Genomic DNA, 21,574 nt, shown 5'->3' with positions numbered 1-21,574 from the left:
TTCATGAAGCATCTAAAACATATATTAATTTCACTTGTAGCAATTTTCTTGCTACTAACACTATTTATCCTAATTTTCAGGTTACCTTCTTACACCATAAAAACTAGTGGAAAATTATATATTGTAAATAAAATAAGTAGAAGTATTACTGTTTTTGATTTATTCAAAGGTAAACAAATAGCAGAAGTGCCTATTAATATGGAATCTCATGAAGCAATAACAACTATAGATAAAAGCAAGGTTATAGTTACAAATTATGGTACTATTAATAAAGATGGTAACCTTATAAAAGTTATTAATACAAAAACCAATGAAATTGAAAAAACAATAAATTTAAAACAAAATATAAGAACAAATGGTATTGCTAACCTTTCAGAAACCAATAAGATAGCTCTTATTGATTATGCAAATAATAATTTATTAGTACTTAATACTAAAACGGATAGTATTGAAAAACAAATACAAACTAAACAAAAATTTAGCCACCTTTCAGTAATTCACCCTACAAAACCACTAGCTTACGTTACAAATATGAAATCAAATTCGGTTAGTGTTATTGACCTTAACAAGAATAAAGTAATTAAAATAATTCCTTGTGGGTTAACTGCAGAAAGTATAGATATTACACCTAATGGGTCAGAAATTTGGGTAACCAACAAAAACGGAAATAGTATTACCATAATAAACACATCAACTTATAAAGTTATAGAAACTTTAAATACAGGAAACGAACCATTAAAAGTGAAATTTTCTATTGATGGCAACTATTGCTTAATTGCTAATGCAAGCGATGGCACAATTTCTATTTATAATCAGCTTTCAAAAAAACAAATAAAAACCATAAATATTCCAGGAAAAAATAAATTTTTAGAGCGAATACTTTACCATACGCCACGCCCAGTAAATATATTTATGCACCCTAACGGCTTATATGCTTTTATTGCAAATTCTAACGCTGATAAAATTGAAGTACTTGATATGAAAACATTTACAATTGTTAGTACTATTGGCACAGGAAGAGTTCCGGATGCATTAACATTTGTAGAATAAAATTATTATTTAAATAAATAACTCACTAAAATTCAAACCATTAACACACAAACACAATAAATTGAAAAAATAAAAAAAATCAACACAAAAACTTACAATAGCACTAGGCTTTATTTGTATCTTAATATGAAAAAACTTAACTTTATAAGTAACTAAGTATTAGAATAATATTTAAGTTAATTAAAAAAATAAAATAATTAATTATGAAAGGAATAATATTAGCAGGAGGATCTGGAACCAGACTATACCCCTTAACAAAAGGAACATCCAAACAGCTTCTTCCTATAAACGATAAACCGATGATTTATTATCCATTATCAGTTTTAATGTTAGCAGGAATTAAAGAAATATTAATTATTTCAACCCCTATTGACCTACCAAGATTTGAACAGTTATTAGGAGATGGAAGTGATATTGGAATGCAATTTTCATATAAAGAACAACCTTCACCGGATGGTCTAGCTCAAGCTTTTATTATTGGAGAAGAATTCATAGGAAATGATGATGTATGTTTGGTTTTAGGAGATAATATATTTTATGGATATGGATTTTCTGAAATGTTAAATAACGCAGTTAAAACAGTTAAAGAATCTAAAAAAGCAACTGTTTTTGGGTATTATGTAAAAGACCCTGAACGATATGGAGTAGTAGAATTTGATACTGCTGGTAATGCCTTAAGTATTGATGAAAAACCTGCAAAACCTAAAAGTAATTTTGCTGTAGTTGGGCTGTATTTTTACCCAAACAGTGTTGTAAAAATTGCCAAAAATGTTAAACCTAGCCATCGAGGTGAACTAGAAATAACAACAGTTAACCAAGAGTACCTTCAACAAAAAAACTTAAAAGTAGAGCTTATGGGAAGAGGCTACGCTTGGTTAGATACAGGAACTCATGAAAGTTTATTAGAGGCTTCTAATTATATTCAAACTATTGAAAATAGACAAGGATTAAAAGTTGCTTGCTTAGAAGAAATAGCCTTTGAAAAAGGATACATTTCAAAAGAACAATTACTAAAATTGGCAGAACCATTAAAAAAGAATGGATATGGACAATATTTAATAGATATAGCTAAATAAAAAAATATGAAGTTTAAAAGAACGGAAATACCAGATGTAATAATCTGTGAGCCAAATGTATTTGGTGATGAAAGAGGTTATTTTGTTGAAACTTTTCGACAAGATAAGTTGGAAGAATTTTTAGGATATAAAATTAATTTTTGTCAAGATAATGAATCTAAATCTTCGTATGGAGTTTTAAGAGGGCTACATTACCAATTACCACCATTTTCACAAACTAAATTGGTAAGAGTATTAAAAGGGCGAGTTTTAGATGTTGCTGTAGATATTAGAAAAGGTTCAAAAACATTTGGAAAGCATGTATCTGTAGAATTAACGGGCGAAAATAAAAAGCAAGTATTAGTACCCAGAGGATTTGCACATGGATTTGTGGTTTTAAGTGATGAAGCAACATTTGCCTATAAAGTAGACAATTATTACAGTCCTGAATGTGACAGAGGAATAGCATTTAATGATGCTTCTTTAAATATTGACTGGAAATTAGAGGTTGAAAAAATGAAATTATCACCTAAGGATACAAAACAACCCTTATTTGAAAATGCTACACATTTTGAAAATATAAAATCATTATATGAATAATATATTAGTAACAGGTTCCAACGGACAGTTAGGCTCTGAACTTAGAGCATTGGAACTAACATACCCCAAGTATCATTTTCATTTTACAGATTATGAAGAATTAGATATTACAAATCATACAGCTGTTAAAACCTATATAGAAACAGCAAATATTTCTATAATTATAAACTGTGCCGCTCATACTGCTGTTGATAAAGCGGAAAGTGATATAGAAATGTCAACTAAATTAAATCATTTAGCTGTTGAAAATTTTGCAAAAATAGCAAAGGAGAACAACATAAAATTAATTCATATTTCAACAGATTATGTTTTTGACGGCACTAGCTATATTCCATATACAGAGAGTATTAAATCTAATCCTCAAAGTGTTTATGGTAATACTAAATTAGCCGGAGAAGAGGCAATTCAAAAAATAAACCCTTCTAATTCTATTATTATACGTACCTCTTGGGTGTATTCAAGTTATGGAAATAACTTTGTAAAAACCATGTTACGTTTAGCAAATGAAAGAAAAGAATTAGGTGTAATTGTAGACCAAATAGGAACTCCTACTTATGCAAAAGATTTAGCTGTAACATTATTAGAAATCATTCCACAATTAAACAATAAAAGCATAGAAATTTATCATTATTCAAATGAAGGTGTTTGTAGTTGGTACGATTTTTCAAAAGCTATCTTTGAAATTAAAAAATTCAAAATCAAGGTAAACGCTATTGAAACTTCTCAATATCCAACTGCAGCAAAAAGACCTTTTTACAGTGTCTTAAACAAAAATAAAATAAAAAAAAGGTTTCAAATTGAAATTCCAAATTGGAGAGATTCTTTGAAAGAATGCTTACAAATATTATAAAAATCACCTCTGAGCACATCAAAGAATCTATATAAATAAAAAAATATAAAAATGAAAAATAAAAACATTTTAGTAACTGGAGGAGCCGGTTTTATAGGCTCACATTTGGTACGTTTATTAGTTAATAAATACCCTGAATACAACATTATAAATATGGATTCTTTAACTTATGCTGGAAACTTAGCAAATTTAAAGGATGTTGAACATATGCCAAACTATACATTTGTAAAATGTGACATTTGTGATTTTGATAAAGTGCAGAAAATATTTACAAAACACCAAATTAACAACGTAATTCATTTAGCTGCTGAATCTCATGTAGATCGCTCAATTAAAGATCCTTTTTCATTTGCCCAAACTAATATAATGGGTACATTAAGCTTATTACAAACTGCAAAGTTGGCTTGGGAAGGTAATTTTGAAGGTAAATTATTTTATCATGTTTCTACCGATGAAGTATATGGGTCCTTAGGTGAAGAAGGTTTCTTTCTAGAAACTACGGCTTACGACCCACATTCTCCTTATTCAGCTTCAAAAGCATCTTCAGACCATTTTGTAAGAGCTTTTCATGACACCTATGGATTACCAACCGTAATCTCAAATTGTTCTAATAATTACGGTTCTTATCAATTTCCTGAAAAATTAATACCACTATTTATCAACAATATTTGTAATAACAAATCACTTCCAGTGTATGGTAAAGGAGATAATGTAAGAGATTGGTTATTTGTAAATGACCATGCACGTGCCATTGATGTTATTTTTTCAAAAGGAAAACTAGGAGAAACTTATAACATTGGTGGTTTTAACGAATGGAAAAATATTGACTTGATAAAAGTTTTAATTGAAACCACAGACCGTTTATTAGGAAGACCTAAAGGTACTTCTAATAAATTAATCACTTATGTAACCGACCGTGCAGGACATGATGCTCGTTATGCCATCGATGCCACAAAATTAAAAGAAGAATTAGGTTGGGAACCTTCTTTACAATTCGAAGAAGGAATTGAAAAAACTGTAAAATGGTATTTAGAAAACAAAGAGTGGATGGAGAACATTACTTCTGGTGCTTATGAACAATATTATGCAGAAATGTATACTAACTAAATTGAAACAATAAATAAAAAAACTATTTAATTCTTAAACCCTACATTATGAAATCACAAACAATTAATTTATTAAAATTTGGTTTTATTATATTATTACTTACCAGCTGTAGTCTAGGTGAAGTTGAAAAAGAAATAATAGAAGAGATCGATGATACTTCAATTTCATTATCTATCCCTAACGGATTTGACTTTAGCACTTCTCACGATGTAACTATTAATATTATAGACAATACAGATTATGCAAAATATGATGTTTACGCATATACTGATGAACTCTATGATGCAGGAACTGAAACTTATGAAGATGAATCTGGTGAAACAGTAACTGAAACTGTTTATAAATCAGAAGTAATGGAAAAATTAATATTTAGTGGTGTTCCAAACAATGGAGAACTAAAGCAAACTATAAACCTACCAAAATATTACAATAAAGTATATATCCGAAGAAACGAGAATCTAAATTTTTCTTCATCAATAGCTAATATTACTAATCAAGAGGTAACTTATAATTTCGTTCAATCTAAACCGTCTGGAAAATCTTTTGGAATTCAAAGTGTAACAGATTATTTGTATTGTGTAAATGGCTCTGGTCAATTATTTCTTGTAGATCCTTCAACAGGTGAGCTTACAGATATATCAGCAATGCCAATGGGTAGTTGGACATGTGCAATTGATCAAGAAAATAAAGTATTATATTCCATAGGTAAAAGTAGCCCATATCCATTAATGAAATATTCAATTACAGATGATACTTGGGAAACTGTAGCTAACCTTGGAATAGGAGGTCCTAGACTAGATTATAATACAACTGATGGGTTATTATATTTTTCTACTAAAAACAAGCTTTACACCTTTACCCCTTCTAGTGGTGCTAATCTAAATACTTGGAATATAATAGGTCTTGATAGTACAAGCGGTGGTGATTTAGCTTTTGCTGACGATGGCACACTTTATATGTGTACGTTTTCTGGCTTGTATAAATTAGAATTAGATGTAAATAATGATTACCAAGCCACTAGAATAAGTGCAGACAACCTACCTTTTAAACCAACATCCATGACTTTTGATTCTAATCAGGAGCTATGGTTAGCAGACAATTCAAGTAGTTCAGATTTAATTATTATGGATACTCAAACAGGTGGTTGGCAATACAATTACGGTACCAGCGCTAATAATAGCACCGATTATGGAAGGGCAATAAATGATTTAACAACTTTTAGAGTCTATTCGGACATTGTAGATACTACAGATACTGATGGAGATGGTATTTTAGATATAGATGATGCATACCCTGATGATGCTGAAGCTGCTTTTGAGTCTTTTACTCCAAGTAAATACGGAAAAGGTACAATTGCTTTTGAAGATTTATGGCCATCAAATGGTGACTATGATTTTAATGATGCAGCTTTAAGCTATCAAGCCATTGCTGTTTTAAATTCAGACAATTTAGCTGTTCGTTTAGAGTTTATATGTAATATAAAAGCTAATGGTGCAGGATATACTAATGGTATTGGATTTGAAATTGAAGGCTTAGACCCTTCTAAAATTGAAAGTGTTACTGGTCCTGTTTATACACAGAACTTTATTAACTTAAATTCTAACGGAACTGAAGCAGGTCAAGAAAATGCAGTTATTATTTTAGCTGACGATGTTGATAATATATTGACAGAAACAACTATTTCTATTAATTTTGCAGATCCAATAAGTACAACTGAATTAGGCGTTGCTCCTTTCAACCCTTTTATTATAATAAATAAAGCAAGGGAAAGAGAAATTCATTTACCATATATGAACCTGACTAGCTTAGGAAGCCAAAGCTCTGATTTTAATGGCATAAACAAAGATCCAGATGGTAACTTTATTTCAGAAAATGGGTTCCCTTGGGCTATAAGTATTATTCATGATTTTAAAGTTCCTAACGAAAAAGTAGACATAACAGAAGCTTATAATTTTTTCAGTACTTGGGCTGAATCAGGAGGTTTAAATTATGATGATTGGTATAAAGATAGTGCTGGATATAGAAACGAAAATAAAATAAACAATTAAATAAACTTTAATTTAAAAAATTGCAATTTTATATTTAATAAATTATAGATTGGCACACCTAAACAAACCAATATTAGAATATGCTTTTAAAAAAAGATATAAATAAAATTAATGAAAAGGGCTTAACTGAACAAATAGTAAATGAGCAAATAAACCGATTTAAGCAAGGTTACCCTTCATTAAAAATAATAAAAGCCGCTACAGTTAACAATGGAATTAAAGCCATACAAAACAACGAGTTATCACAGCTAGTAAATTATTACGAGGATAATTCGAAACAACTAAAAATGGTAAAGTTTGTTCCTGCGTCTGGAGCTGCTTCTCGAATGTTTAAAAATTTATTTGAAATTTTAAACTCTTATAAAGGAAGTGAAGAAGATTATTTGAAACTTATGGAAAATCAAAATATTGGTTCCTTCTACCATATGTATCAAAACATTAGGAATTTTGCTTTTTTTAATGATTTAAACAATGCGTTAAACTCTAAAAAATCTAGTTTTGAAGATATTGCAAATCGTAAAGATATTTTAAGCTTATTAAAAAGTTTATTAACTGAAGAAGGCTTAAATTATGCAAACTTACCTAAGGGACTTTTAAAGTTTCATAAACAAGAGAACGAGACTAGAACTCCGGTTGAGGAACATTTAATAGAAGGCGCTAAGTATGCTAGAAGCGAAAAAAAGGTAAATTTACATTTTACGGTATCTGAAAACCATTTAAAATTATTTAAAACACATATTAATGAAGTTGTTGGTAAGTATGAGAATATATTTAAAATAAAATATAATATCAATTTCAGCATACAAAATCCTAATACAGATACTGTAGCAGTTGATTTAGATAATAATCCATTTAGAGATGAAAAAGGAGATATTGTTTATAGACCAGGCGGCCATGGAGCTTTGCTTCAGAATTTGAATAAGATTTCTGCAGATTTAGTTTTTGTAAAAAATATAGACAACGTAGTTCAAGATAGAATAAAGCAAGACACAATATTATATAAAAAAGCCTTAGCAGGTTTACTAATAAAACTTAGAGAAGAAACCTTTAGTTGGCTTAATAAACTAAATAAACCTAATGCTACAAAATATATTAATAACGCCAAAAATTTTGTAGCTAACGGTTTAAATAATAAATTACCCGAAGCTTTCGACAAACTACCTGAATTAGAGCAAATTAAATTTCTAACCAATAAGTTAAATCGCCCAATAAGAGTTTGTGGAATGGTTAAAAATGAAGGTGAGCCTGGAGGTGGCCCTTTTTGGGTTGAAAACGAAGATAATTCTGTGTCTTTACAAATTGTAGAAAGTTCTCAAATTGATGAAGATAAAAAGGATTTAATGAAAAAGGCTACACATTTTAATCCTGTTGACTTAGTATGTTCTCTTAGCAACCATAAGGGAGAACAATTTGATTTAAACAAATACACAGATCCTAACACAGGTTTTATTAGTCAAAAATCTTTAAAAGGAAGAGATTTAAAAGCACTTGAGCTACCTGGTTTATGGAATGGCGCTATGGCAAATTGGAATACCGTATTTGTTGAAGTACCTATTTCAACATTTGCACCAGTAAAAACCGTAAATGACTTATTAAAAAAAGAGCATCTTTATGAAAAAGATTATCTTATTTAATAATTATTAAAGACAGCTAATAGTTCGCAAATATCTATATTCTACCTAGTTTTTGAGGTTATAAAAATATTTTTTATAAAGCAATAAATAATAAGGCTAGAGAATATATAAATTTGATGCTACTCTCTGTGTTTTTATCATTTAAAATTAAAATAACTAAAGCTTACTATATAATAAACAATACATAATACTAATTAAACATTTTAATAATAATTATTATAAATAACATTTAATTTATAAAAAAAAATCGTACATTTGGTATAGTTACAAGTATAAACAGTATATTTACACTTGTAAATGGTATTTTACAAAACCCTACTAAAATAAATTACCATGAGTATAGAAACCTCACACAAATCAAAATATGATTTGTTAGCTTTATTAAAAAAACAGGAAGAGAAAATTTCTGTTTTAGAATCTTCAGTAAATAAATATCAAAATTTATTTAATTGTTCATTAGATGGTATTTATAGAACTGCCCCAAATGGATCTGCACTATATGCTAATACAGCCTTAGTAACAATGCTAGGTTACGATTCTAAAGAAGAATTATTAGCAATTGACGTAAGAAACAAATTATATGTTGATTATAGTAACAGACAAAAAGTACTTGATCACTTTTCTGAAAAAGAAAAAATATGGCATCAACTTTATAAAAAAGATGGTTCAACTATTTGGGTTGAAAATCATGGTAAAGAAATAAAAAATGATGCAGGAGAGCTATTATATTACGAAGGTATTATAAAAAATGTTACTGAAGCAAAAAGAGCAAAAGATATACAAGAAGTTCTTTTAAATATAGCACAACACGTATATCAGCTTGAAAACTTAAAAGAATATAGTACATATATTATTAGCGAATTAGGAAAGCTGATAGATGTCTCTAATTCTTATATAGCCTACTATAATAAAGGTAAAGAAACAATTTCAATACCATATATTTCTGGGGAAGAAACTGACGAAGAATTTCCAATAGGAAAAACTACAACAGGTTATTTAATAAAAAATAAAAAACCTCTATTACTTGGTTTAAAAGAATTAAAAAAGCTTGAGGCTGCTGGTAAAATTGAATTAATTGGTACACCTTCTAAGGTTTGGCTAGGTGTTCCTTTAATTATTGATAATGAAGCTATAGGAGCTATAGTTGTACAAAGTTATGATAATGAAAATGCATTTGAGCAAGGTGATATTAAACTATTAGAACTAGTTTCATCTCATATTAGTGAAACAATTTGGAGACATAAAAAAAACTTTGAATTAAGAAAATTTTCGCAAGCCGTTTACCAAAGTGCTAATACCATAGTAATAACAAATACAGAAGGTAAAATTGAATATGTAAATGCTAAATTTACAGAAACCACAGGTTATTCAAAAGAGGAGGCTATTGGTCAAAATCCAAGAATATTAAATTCTGGAATACAGGACAAGAAATATTATTCTAACTTATGGAAAACCATTACATCTGGTGAAGAATGGAAAGGGGAATTTCAAAATAAAAATAAAAAAGGTGAAATTTATTGGGAACGTGCTGTTATTACTGCTATTAAAAATTCTGACAATGTTATTACCAATTACTTAGCAATTAAAGAAGATATAACCTTACAAAAGAAAAAAGATGAAGAGTTAGCAATTTCTAAAGAAATTTTAAGAAAAGTTCTTGATAATATCCCAATAAATGTATTTTGGAAAAATAAAGATTCAAAATTTCTAGGTTGTAATAATTCCTTTTTAAAATCTAACTCATTCAAACATGAAACTGAATTAATAGGCAAATATGATTCAGACTTTTGTAACAAAAAAGATTCTGAAAAATTCAGAAAGGACGATTTAGCAATTATGTTAAGTGGTAAACCTAAATTAAATTTCCAATCTTCTAGTATCATAAATGGAAAAAAAACTTGGACTTCAACAAGCAAATTACCGTTTTATGATGAAAACAACAACGTAATTGGAATTATTGGAACTTCAGAAGATATTACTGCACGTATAGAAAAAGAAAAAGAACTAGCAATGTCTAAAGAACTCTTAAGAAAAATTTTAGACAATATACCTGTAAGAATTTATTGGAAAGATAGAGAATCTAAATTTTTAGGCTGTAATAATGCATACCTAAAAGAAATGGGCCTAAACAAAGAAGAAGATGTTATTGGTAAAACTGATTTTGATGTACACTTAAAAAAAGATGCGGAAAGGTTTAGAGCTAGTGAAATTGAAATCATGAGTCAAGCTCAACCAAAACTTAAATATATTGAAGTTATAAACAAAACAAATAAAACACAAAGTGTTTTAACAAGCAAAGTTCCTTTTTTTAATGACAATAAAGATGTAATAGGTATTTTAGGAGTATCTGAAGATATTACTGAGCGCATTGAAAAAGAAAAAGAATTAGCCTTATCTAAAGAAGTTTTAAGAAAAGTATTAGACAATATTCCAATAAGAGTTTTTTGGAAAGATAGAGAATCTAAATTTTTAGGCTGTAACGAATCTTATTATAAAGGAATAAATTTTAAAAGCGACAAAGACGTTATAGGTAAAACTGATTATGACTGGAACGATAAAGAAGTAGCAGACAAAACAAGAAAAGATGAACTAGAGATCATAAACTCTGGGATTCCAAAATTAAGATATCTCGAAAAATTTATTGATAATGGTGAAGAAGTTGTTTTTAGCACTAATAAGTTACCTTTTATAGATCAAAACAATAATATAATAGGTACCATTGGTACTTCGGTAGACATTACAAAACGTTTAAAATCAACCGAAAAATTAAAACAAGCCACAGAAGAAGCTATTTCAGCAAATCTTTCAAAATCGGTGTTTTTATCAAATATGAGTCATGAGATTAGAACTCCATTAAATGCAATTTTAGGATATTCTCAACTATTACAAGATGACACTAATTTAACAAATATTCAGTACGAAAACTTAAAAACTATTAATAGAAGTGGTGAACATTTGTTAGCGTTAATAAATGATATTTTAGATATGTCTAAAATAGAAGCTGGAAGAATAACATTAAAAAATGCAGATTTTAATTTTACTTTCCTACTTAAAGAAGTTGAAAAGCTTTTTAAATTTAAAGCAGCTCAAAAAAACATTCAACTAGGTATAGAACATGTTAATTGTATTCCAGAAATAATTTTTGGTGATGAGGCTAAAATTAGACAAGTAATTATTAACCTTGTTGGTAATGCAATAAAATTTACCCCTAAAGGCTCTGTTCAAATTTTAGTTGAGAATTTAGAAAATAATTTTATCAGAGTTAGTGTTAAGGATAGTGGTATTGGTATTTTAAAAGAAGAACAAGACAATGTTTTTAAACCCTTTGAACAAGCGCAAAAAGGAAAAAGAGTTAGTGGAGGTACTGGATTAGGTTTAGCAATTAGTAAAAAGTTTTCTAAATTAATGAAAGGCGATATTACTATTGAAAGTGAATATGGAAAAGGATCTGAATTTATCTTTGAATTTAAATATGAAGAAAGCGAGCAAAATAACGAAAACGAAGAAACAAAAGAATTAAAGGTTGTAGGTTTAGCTCCTGAAATGAAAGGATTAAAACTGGCCATTGTTGATGATCGCTTTGAGAACAGAGATATTTTATTTCAAAAATTTGCGCCCTTAGGATTTGATATTAAACAAGCAGAAAATGGATTAGAAGCTATTGAGCTGTATAAAAATTGGAAACCAGACATAATATTATTAGATGTAGTAATGCCAAAATTAAATGGTATTGAAGCTACACGAGAAATATTAAAATTACGTGGAGATCATAATGTTAAAATTTTTATTATAAGCGCAAGTGCATTAGAGTCCGAACAACAAGAAGTAATGAAAATTGGCGCAACAGTTTTTATTAAAAAACCGGTAAACTTTGTAGATTTATTAGCTGAAATGGTTGATAAAGGAAATGTTAAATTTGTTTATGAAGAACAAAAAAAAGTAGAAATCCATACCGGAAACGTTTCAGAAGTTCCAAAAGAATTAAAAGAAAAGTTTATCAATGCAGCAGAAGAAGGAGATTTCTTATTACTTGAAAACCTTCTAGCTGAACTAGAAAACGAAACAAACAAATCATTTATAGATATAGATAATTACATTAAAGAAATGGAATTTGAAGACCTTATTAAATGGTTAAACCCCTAAATTAAGAATCATGAATAGAGCAAAAGACAGAATTTTAATTATTGATGACAACCCCATTAATTTAAAAGTTGTAGCACTAGTTTTAGAAGCTGCAGGTTATGAGTTTAGAATGGCAAAAAGTGGATTGGCTGCTTTAAGTATTTTAGAAAAATCAAAACCTGACTTAATACTTCTTGACATACAAATGCCTGAAATCGATGGCTTTGAAACTTTCAAAAGAATTAAAGAAAATAGTACTAATTCAGAAATTCCAATTATTTTCTTAACAGCTCATACAGACAATGAAGTTATTCAAAAAGTTTTTGGCTGTGGTGGAGCAGATATTGCAACAAAACCATTTAATAGCGATGAGCTTTTGGCTAGAATAAAAACTCACATTAAGTTAAAAAAGCAATCTGAAGAGTTGTTTAGGTTGAAAGAAGAAATGAAATTTCCTCCATCACTTAGAAAAATTTAAAAATTACATTTAAATACAAATACAATGGGAAAAAAAATATTAGTAACTGGTGGGTTAGGCTTCATTGGCTCACACGTAGTTGTGGAACTTCAAAATGAAGGTTTTGAGGTAGTTATTATAGACAACCTCTCAAATTCTACTAAAGATGTTTTAAAAGGCATCACAGATATTACTGGTGTTAAACCTATTTTTGAGGAGTTTGACTTAAGAGATAAACCATTAGTAGTTGATTTCTTTAAAAGACATCATGATATTAATGGAGTAATTCACTTTGCCGCTTCAAAAGCTGTAGGAGAAAGCGTTGAAAACCCTTTATTGTATTACGAAAATAACCTAAACACGCTAATTTATCTATTACAAGAACTTCAAAAGAAAGAAACCACATCATTCATTTTTAGTTCATCTTGTACAGTTTATGGCCAAGCAGACTCACTTCCAGTAAAGGAATCTGCTCCAGTAAAAAAAGCCGAATCTCCTTACGGAAACACCAAACAAATTGGCGAAGAAATAATTATAGATACTTGTAGAGTAACACCAAACTTAAATGCTATTGCTTTAAGATATTTTAATCCAATAGGTGCTCATGAATCGATAAAAATTGGAGAATTACCATCGGGCACACCTCAAAATTTAGTTCCTTTTATTACACAAACAGCTATAGGTAAAAGGGAACAATTATCGGTATTTGGAGATGATTACCCAACAAATGATGGTACCTGTATAAGAGATTATATACACGTTGTGGATTTAGCCAAAGCGCATGTTATGGCTCTTACAAGGCTAATTAATGGATCTAATAAAGAAAATTTTGAAGTATTTAATATTGGAACCGGTAAAGGAAGCTCTGTACTAGAAGTAATTAGCTCTTTTGAAGAAGTATCTAATCAGAAATTAAATTACAAAATAGTTGAACGAAGAGAAGGTGATGTAATTTCAGCTTATGCAGATACAAACAAAGCAAATTCTATATTGCAATGGGAAGCTAAATTTAATTTAAAAGACGCGCTATTATCTGCTTGGAAATGGGAATGTAAATAGAAACATAGTACAATTATTTAAAAATAATATAGTATAACTTTTTGATTATTAAAAGCATACATCTCAAGGGTATATTTCTATTAAAATAGCAATAAAAAAAAGTTGCGGATTTAAAATCTTTCATTATATTTGCATCGCTTTAAAATTAAAAGCACAGGCCGATGTAGCTCAGCTGGCTAGAGCAGCTGATTTGTAATCAGCAGGTCGTGGGTTCGAGTCCCTCCATCGGCTCAAAAACCTTATCAGATTTGATAAGGTTTTTTTATGCCTAAAAAGTAAATTTCTACACAATTTTTTTATAAAATTTTAAAATATTTTTGAAAGTAGGTTTTCTACAAATTTAGATTCATTAAATTTGCGTACTTAAAACAATTTTATGTTAATAATTGGTATTGCTGGAGGAACAGGAAGTGGAAAAACTACTGTTGTAAATCAAATTTTAAACGAACTTCCTGCGGATGAAGTTTGTGTTATTTCTCAGGATTCTTATTATAGAGAAACCCAAGGACTTTCTTATGAAGAACGTACAAAAATAAATTTCGACCATCCAAAAGCTATTGATTTTGATTTATTGGTAGAACATGTTGATGAATTAAAGCACAATAAAATTGTTAACCAACCTGTTTATTCTTTTGTAACTCATAACCGAACTTCGGATGTATTAATTACACACCCAAGAAAAGTTATTATTGTTGAAGGAATTTTAATTTTTAACAGTAAACGTTTACGCGACTTATGCGATATTAAAATATTTGTACACGCCGATGCTGACGAAAGATTAATTAGACGTGTTAGACGGGATATTACTGAACGTGGAAGAGATGTTAACGAAGTACTTACTCGTTATCAAAACACATTAAAACCAATGCATCAGCAATTTATTGAGCCTACAAAAAATTATGCAGATATTATTATTCCAAACGATAGATACAATACTGTAGCTATTGATATTGTTAGAACTGTTATTAGCAACAAATTATAATATGACTTTTAAACAATTCAAAAATAAACCCATTATTAAGCTAATTACCAACAGGTATGTTTTAATTATATCTGTATTTTTAGTTTGGATGTTTTTTTTGGATGAAAACTCTTATTTAAATCATAGAGAATTTGATAAAGAGATTAAAAAGCTAAAAAACGAAAAAGAATATTACAATTCTGAAATTAAAAAAGATAAAGAACTTATAGATAAACTTCAAAATAAAGAAGATTTAGAAAAGTTTGCAAGAGAAGAATACAAAATGAAGAAAGAAAATGAAGATATTTACTTAATAGAATATGATACTTTAAAAAAGAAATAAGCAACATTCTAACTTAAAATCTCTCTTTTTTTTATTAAACACACCAACCCAATGGATAAGCCTATAACTAATTATTTTGAACCAAGTTCTTCAGCTGCTTGGAAACAAAAAATTCAGTTTGAATTGGATGGTGCAGATTACAACAAAACACTACTAACTGAAACTAACGAAGGCATAACCATAAAACCTTTTTACCATTTAGATAGTTTTGAAAAAATAAATATACCTAAAACAAATACAGACTTTAAAACCTGTAAATCCATAATAGTTTCAACAGAAATTAAAAACAATAAAGAAGCTGTAAAAGCAATTAACAACAACATTAAAACATTAAAGTTTACTGTTAATAAACCTTTTAACACACATCTTTTATTTAAAAACTTATTAAATAAAAACATTGAATTCTATTTCGAATTCAACATTTTACAAGTTGATTTTATTAGTAACCTTGCTGAAGTTTTAAAAGAAGAAAACTTCTATTTTACGTTTGATATTATTGGTAATCTTGCTGAAAGAGGTAATTGGCACAACTCACTAACAGTTGATTTTAAAACTCTTGAAAACCTAGCTAATAGCAACGCAAACTTTTACATAAATGTTAATGCTAGTGTATACCATAATGCAGGTGCCAACGCTGTTCAAGAAATAGCTTACGCACTAGCACATACAAACGAGTACCTAACATATTATGGAGAGAAAATAGCGGATAAACTCCAATTCAATTTTTCAATAGGCTCTAATTTCTTTTTTGAAATTTCTAAACTTAGAGCATTTCGCTATTTATTCAATTTAATTTTAGCTGAATACAACACCAAAGCAACACCAATAATTAACAGTGAGGCAAGCTCAATTTATAACAACAATTTAGAAAGCACGTATTCAAGCTCAATAATTGGTGGAAGCACTATTTTTTCTTCAAATTTGGAAATAGAAAACAAAGATATTTCTGAAATTGAAGAATTAAAAATCGTTGCTACAAATTCTAATTATATTGAATCTATAACTAAACAATTTGCTGAAAAAGCACTAAACATTTTTAAAGACATAGAAAAAAGTGGTGGGTTTTTAAAACAATTAAAAGAAGGTACAATTCAACGAAAAATAAAAGAAAACGCCAACAAAGAGCATTTAACAACTTTAACCACCAACAAAACAACAGGGTTAAAAACCCTTATTATTCCGTTAACACCTAAAAGTTTGAAAAATGAAGCGTAAAAATTTTTCGAACCTAAAAATTGAAGTTCAAAAAGAAAAAAACACACAGTTTGAACACGAAAACTATATTGCTGGTGTTCCTCCATTTTTAAGAGGAATAAACTCTACAATGTACGTTCAACAAGATTGGATTAGTAACACTCTTATTGAAAACTCCTCACCTAATAAAGCTAACACAGTTTTAAAACAAAAAATAGAAGAAGGAAACACTAACTTTATATTTTACTTAAATACTGATAACAATACCGGAATAAAAGTTAATTCTACAGAAGAAATGACCATTTTATTTAACAGTGTACCTCTAAATAAAATCAATATTACCTTAAAAACAGACTACTACTCGCTTGCTTATTTTGCAATATTTTCTTTAACAATAAATAAACTAGGTTACAATCCAGAAGATTTAAATGTTACATTTTTACATAATTTACACTCTCAAAGAACTAAAAAAGAACTCAACTTATTATTAACTTATTTAGCTAATAAATCTAAACTTAATTGGAATATTTCTATAGCTAATAACTTTGAAAACACCATTGAAAAAGAACTAAGTAACCTACTTTTTGAGAGCTACATAAATTTTAACCTTCTAAAAAATGAAAATTCAAAAATTAATACTTTAGCTTCAAAAATTTCATTTAATTGGAATATTGAAAAAAGTTACCCTACTGAAATCGCTAAATATAGAGCAGCAAGGTTTTTATGGGCAAAACTAACTTCTCTTTTCCCTGCTATATCTGCTTCTTCACAAGCTTTAAAAATTCACGTTATAAATAATAATTTAAATGATGGAATTACAGCAATAACTGGAGGAGTACAAAGTATTATTTCAACAAAAAAAGATACAAACTTTATAAAACATCATACTTATATTTCAAAAACTGTAGACCCTTGGGGAGGCTCAACTATTGTTGAAGAATACACTAAAAATATTAGTATCAATACTTGGAATTTATTTTTAGAACTTCAAAAATCGAAAGCAAAAGAAACTATATACAATGGCAACCCAAATATTATAGACTTAGCTATTAAAAAAGCCGAAAAAAAAGCTATTTTAGATGAAATAAACGAAATTATTGAACAATAAATTAAATTACCACTATAAAACAATACAATATGTCAGCAAATTATTTTAAAAATTACCCTAACAAAGATGGTTTTTATAATGAGTATGGAGGCGCTTTTATACCACCACAACTTGAAGAAGAAATGAAAAAAATTAATGATGCTTATTTTGCCATAAGCAAGTCTCATAAATTTATTGCTGAACTACGTGACATTCGTAAACATTTTCAAGGCAGACCTACTCCTGTATACCACTGTAATAGGTTGTCTCAAAAATATGGCGGACAAATATATTTAAAGCGTGAAGACCTAAATCATACTGGCGCACACAAATTAAACCACTGTATGGGAGAAGCTCTTTTAGCTAAATATATGGGTAAAAAGAAATTAATTGCTGAAACTGGAGCCGGGCAACACGGAGTTGCTTTAGCTACTGCTGCTGCTTATTTCGGATTAGAATGTGAAATTCATATGGGTGAAGTTGATATTGCTAAAGAATATCCAAACGTACAACGTATGAAAGTTTTAGGAACCAAAGTTGTTCCTGCAACTCACGGTTTAAAAACATTAAAAGAAGCTGTAGATAGTGCTTTTGAAGCTTATTTAAAAGACCCTGTTAATTCTATTTACTGTATTGGATCTGTTGTTGGCCCACACCCGTTTCCTATGATGGTTCGTGATTTTCAGAGAATTGTAGGTATTGAAGCTAAAGATCAATTTTTTGAAATGACTGGTGAATTACCAGACAATGTGGTTGCCTGTGTAGGAGGTGGTAGTAACGCTATTGGAATGTTTTCTGCATTTTTAAATGACGATGAATCTAAATTATTTGGTATAGAACCCGGAGGAAAATCATTAGATACATTAGGAGATCACGCTGCAACAATGACCTTAGGAAAACCTGGAGTTATTCACGGATTTAAATGCTATATGTTACAAGATGAAAATGGAGAGCCTGCTCCAGTTCATTCAATTGCTAGTGGATTAGATTACCCTGGTGTTGGACCTGAACATAGTATGCTTAAAGACTTAGATAAAGTAACCTACGATAGTATTTCAGACAAAGAATGTATAGATGCCTTTTTTGAATTAAGCAGATTAGAAGGTATTATTCCAGCTCTTGAAAGTTCGCATGCCGTTGCTTATGCTTTAAAACTAGCTAAGGAAAATCCTAAACAATCTATTCTTGTAAATTTAAGTGGTAGAGGAGATAAAGATTTAGATTATGTAATTGAAAACTACGGTGTTCCTGAATAAAAAAACATATTTAAAAGAAAAAACCTGTAATTTTCATTACAGGTTTTTTTATACACATTAAATTCATAAACTATTAAAAGCTTACTTGTACTCTTGCATTTAAAAATCCTACTTTATCATCTAATGGAAAGTTAATATTATCAACATCCATTAAACTATAATTTAATCTAAACATAATATTATCACTCACATAATAGTTTACAGCAGCACTAAACGTTTCTGCCTTACCACCTGCAACACTTTTGTTTCCTGCTCCAGTTAAAGCAGCACCTAAATCTGCTGGTCCATAAGCACCATTAAAATAAGTACCATCAATATCATTTAAGTTTGTGTTATCGTAACGTACAACAAACTCATATGTTCCTGGTTTTGCTCTATTCACATAAGAAGTAGCTGAATTATATGAATATTCATCTCCTAATAAAAATCCAATTTGAGCGTAATATGCCTCAGTTGTAACATCTTTCATATCACCATACCAAGCTGGGTAATCCCCAGGAGCAACCGGCCAAACATAAGTTACATAATCTAATGGTTGATCTTTCATTAACTGAGATACATAATCCTCATCTCTAGCTACTTTAGATCTTGTATACTCTCCTTGAAAAAGGAAAGATTTAGCCAATAACATTGTTTGGAAATTATATTTTATTTCGCTTTGAGCTCCTTCCACTACTCCATTTAAAAATAATTCTTCTGGACCTGCAGCAAATGTAACCTCTCTATTATAATCATCATCATTAAAATCTTCACTAAACCCGTTTGCTTCTGGTTTACGGTAAGAAAAAGAAGCACCTACCTGCCATGTTAAATTATCGTTTACAATTGGAGTATAAGCTAATTTAGTTGTAGTACTAAAGCCTTGATCTCCTTTATGGTCATTTTCAATTGAACCTGCATATAAACCAGTTGCTCCATAAAACTTGTCTGTAAAATAGTTATATCCAACACCAATTCCTCTTCCAATTCCTAAAGCAATTGTAGTATTAGAATGGCCAATAAATCTTAAATCTTTACTTGATGCCGAAGCTTCAATACCAAAAGGCTCATAAAAATTACCTACAGTAAAGTAACTGTTTTCTTTTTGAAAATATCTTAAGAAAGCATCTTTTACACACAATTCTTCATCTCCAAAACCTACATTAATTTTAACTTGCCATTTATCCCACATTACTGTAGTTCCTAAACGAACATCACTTATTGAAACGTCAGAACTTAAATCAGTTACATCATCAAAATAATGCACCCCATCCATATAAATTCTACCATTAAAACCAACTTGAATTTTACTATCTTCAGAATTTAACATAATTCCGTGTTCGCTAATATTCAATAATGGTTGTTTTTCTTGACCGATTGCACTTGTTAACACCAATCCTATAGTTAACAATGTAAAATATATTTTTTTCATTATATCTTTTCTTATGAATGTTTTAATACTAATATCCTAATTCGTTTAATACTTCTTGAGCCGTTTTACCTTCTCCTCTATTGTAATACTTTAATGACAAGTCTGTTAAATTTGTAAATCCACCATCTATAAACATATTTTTGTTTACATCATAGTTAAAATCTCCAACAACCTCTCTAGCAGGATCATCAAAACGAGACACACCATTATAGTAGTAATCACCATTGTATTTTCTTAATTGATCTTCAGTATCAAATGAATATGCATGAACAATCATACCTGCTCTATGATACATTTCATTCATCCAAGGCTCTGTTAAATCTGGGTAATTATTTGGCTTACCAGCAATTGAAGGACCAGCAATATGACAGTTATACTCAACAGAAAAGTTGATAAACTCTGCCAAAGATTCTAATGTGTTGCTTGGTCTAACATAACCAGCACTTTCGCTTAACCATAAAAGCATACATTTTGGCACGCCTGGTAGTGCATTTTCTAATTTTACAATTGATTCTCTTGAAAAAGATTGTAATATAAAACGTCCGTTTGTATAAGCAACTTTTCCTTCATCTCCAGCTGGAGCTTCCAACAATGTTTCAGGACTATTAATATTCCATCCCATTTTAGTTAAAGCAACAGCTAAATCTTCTTCCATTCCTCCAAATAAATATGGTTCTTTTGTTTCTGCATATACTCCTGGTCTATTTCCATTATCAAGAGGATCTATTTCCATTTCGTACAATCCCTCCCAATTTGGACCATCATTTAATTTTACAGGCTCACCTGCTGCATCTCTTTTAATTCTATAACCTTCAGCAAATTTAAGCACCTCCTCTAGCGTACATATTTTTTGATTTACAAAAGAAACTCTTGCATTTTCAGGTACATCTTCATTAAACCAACTACCTGCATCTAACATTCTTAATTCTGCTAATGTAAATGCACTAACTGGTAAATCTTCTCTACCTGGTAAAATACTTTCAATGTTTGAAGTTCTTCTTAAGTTATTATCATGTAACGCTAATAAAAAACCATCTTTTGTTCTTTGAAGGTCAATTTCTAAATAATCTGCCCCCATATTTCTAGCCCATCTAAATGCTGCTTCTGTTTCTTCAGGAGCCCAAAAAGTAGAACCACGGTGAGCAATAATTGCATCTGCCTTTACGTAATCTCTTACAACTTTTGCCTCTGCACTTAATTCTTTTAATTCAATATCTTCATAATAGGTGTATTGATTGTAATCTTTTGTATCCTCATCGCAAGACACAAATCCAATACAAAGTACTGCCAAAGCCCCAACAACGGCTTTTTTAAAACTTATTTTATTCATCTAAATTTAA

Annotated in this window: 17 protein-coding genes and 1 tRNA gene; 16 read left to right on the top strand and 2 right to left on the bottom strand. The window is 29.4% G+C overall.

Annotated elements, in window-relative coordinates:
• The first annotated feature begins 3 nt into the window (after positions 1-3).
• The 16 genes from BLU40_RS07850 to trpB all read left to right on the top strand — a co-directional run bounded on the left by BLU40_RS07850 (position 4) and on the right by trpB (position 18,823).
• Positions 4-1,050 (top strand): YncE family protein, encoded by a 1,047-nt coding sequence (locus tag BLU40_RS07850; RefSeq protein ID WP_090122040.1) that lies wholly within the window; start codon positions 4-6, stop codon positions 1,048-1,050.
• 203 nt (positions 1,051-1,253) lie between these two features.
• On the top strand, positions 1,254-2,126 hold the full coding sequence (rfbA, locus tag BLU40_RS07845) for a glucose-1-phosphate thymidylyltransferase RfbA (RefSeq protein WP_090122038.1): 873 nt from the start codon (positions 1,254-1,256) through the stop codon (positions 2,124-2,126).
• 6 nt (positions 2,127-2,132) lie between these two features.
• Positions 2,133-2,705 (top strand): dTDP-4-dehydrorhamnose 3,5-epimerase, encoded by a 573-nt coding sequence (gene rfbC, locus BLU40_RS07840; RefSeq protein WP_090122035.1) that lies wholly within the window; start codon positions 2,133-2,135, stop codon positions 2,703-2,705.
• On the top strand, positions 2,698-3,555 hold the full coding sequence (gene rfbD, locus BLU40_RS07835) for a dTDP-4-dehydrorhamnose reductase (protein ID WP_090122033.1): 858 nt from the start codon (positions 2,698-2,700) through the stop codon (positions 3,553-3,555). The genes rfbC and rfbD overlap by 8 nt, the downstream gene beginning before the upstream one ends.
• A gap of 51 nt (positions 3,556-3,606) precedes the next feature.
• Positions 3,607-4,662 (top strand): dTDP-glucose 4,6-dehydratase, encoded by a 1,056-nt coding sequence (gene rfbB, locus BLU40_RS07830; RefSeq protein ID WP_090122030.1) that lies wholly within the window; start codon positions 3,607-3,609, stop codon positions 4,660-4,662.
• 47 nt (positions 4,663-4,709) lie between these two features.
• On the top strand, positions 4,710-6,710 hold the full coding sequence (locus BLU40_RS07825; RefSeq protein ID WP_090122025.1) for an LruC domain-containing protein: 2,001 nt from the start codon (positions 4,710-4,712) through the stop codon (positions 6,708-6,710).
• Between the two features lie 80 nt (positions 6,711-6,790).
• Positions 6,791-8,344, top strand: a complete 1,554-nt coding sequence (locus tag BLU40_RS07820; RefSeq protein WP_090122023.1) for a DUF4301 family protein — start codon at positions 6,791-6,793, stop codon at positions 8,342-8,344.
• A gap of 333 nt (positions 8,345-8,677) precedes the next feature.
• Entirely contained in the window at positions 8,678-12,487 is a 3,810-nt protein-coding gene (locus BLU40_RS07815) for a PAS domain S-box protein (RefSeq protein WP_090122020.1), read from the top strand.
• A 10-nt stretch (positions 12,488-12,497) separates the two neighbouring features.
• On the top strand, positions 12,498-12,944 hold the full coding sequence (locus tag BLU40_RS07810; protein WP_090122017.1) for a response regulator: 447 nt from the start codon (positions 12,498-12,500) through the stop codon (positions 12,942-12,944).
• A gap of 24 nt (positions 12,945-12,968) precedes the next feature.
• A complete protein-coding gene (gene galE, locus BLU40_RS07805; protein WP_090122014.1) occupies positions 12,969-13,982 on the top strand; it encodes a UDP-glucose 4-epimerase GalE in 1,014 nt (337 codons plus the stop codon).
• A gap of 157 nt (positions 13,983-14,139) precedes the next feature.
• Positions 14,140-14,213 (top strand) — tRNA-Thr (locus BLU40_RS07800).
• Between the two features lie 145 nt (positions 14,214-14,358).
• Positions 14,359-14,964 carry a uridine kinase gene (gene udk / locus BLU40_RS07795; protein WP_090122012.1) on the top strand — a complete coding sequence of 202 codons (606 nt, stop codon included), beginning with the start codon at positions 14,359-14,361 and terminating at the stop codon, positions 14,962-14,964.
• 1 nt (position 14,965) lies between these two features.
• On the top strand, positions 14,966-15,286 hold the full coding sequence (locus BLU40_RS07790) for an FtsB family cell division protein (protein WP_090122009.1): 321 nt from the start codon (positions 14,966-14,968) through the stop codon (positions 15,284-15,286).
• A 51-nt stretch (positions 15,287-15,337) separates the two neighbouring features.
• On the top strand, positions 15,338-16,501 hold the full coding sequence (locus BLU40_RS07785; protein WP_090122007.1) for a methylmalonyl-CoA mutase family protein: 1,164 nt from the start codon (positions 15,338-15,340) through the stop codon (positions 16,499-16,501).
• A complete protein-coding gene (locus BLU40_RS07780) occupies positions 16,491-17,588 on the top strand; it encodes a methylmalonyl-CoA mutase family protein (RefSeq protein ID WP_090122005.1) in 1,098 nt (365 codons plus the stop codon). Before BLU40_RS07785 ends, BLU40_RS07780 begins: the two co-directional genes overlap by 11 nt.
• 29 nt (positions 17,589-17,617) lie before the next feature.
• The gene (trpB, locus tag BLU40_RS07775; protein ID WP_090122003.1) at positions 17,618-18,823 is read left to right on the top strand and encodes a tryptophan synthase subunit beta; all 1,206 of its coding nucleotides are present in this window, start codon (positions 17,618-17,620) and stop codon (positions 18,821-18,823) included.
• Between the two features lie 73 nt (positions 18,824-18,896).
• Here the strand turns inward: trpB and BLU40_RS07770 are convergent, their stop codons facing one another.
• On the bottom strand, positions 18,897-20,234 hold the full coding sequence (locus tag BLU40_RS07770; RefSeq protein WP_090122001.1) for an OprO/OprP family phosphate-selective porin: 1,338 nt from the start codon (positions 20,232-20,234) through the stop codon (positions 18,897-18,899).
• Positions 20,235-20,262: 28 nt separating this feature from the next.
• Positions 20,263-21,564 (bottom strand): glycerophosphodiester phosphodiesterase family protein, encoded by a 1,302-nt coding sequence (locus tag BLU40_RS07765; protein WP_090121998.1) that lies wholly within the window; start codon positions 21,562-21,564, stop codon positions 20,263-20,265.
• Positions 21,565-21,574 lie beyond the last annotated feature (10 nt).

It is taken from the genome of Lutibacter oricola (genome assembly GCF_900106565.1).
GTDB classification, from domain to species: domain Bacteria; phylum Bacteroidota; class Bacteroidia; order Flavobacteriales; family Flavobacteriaceae; genus Lutibacter; species Lutibacter oricola.
The sequence above is the reverse complement of the archived record's forward strand: the minus strand, read 5'-3'. Positions and strand labels throughout refer to the sequence as shown.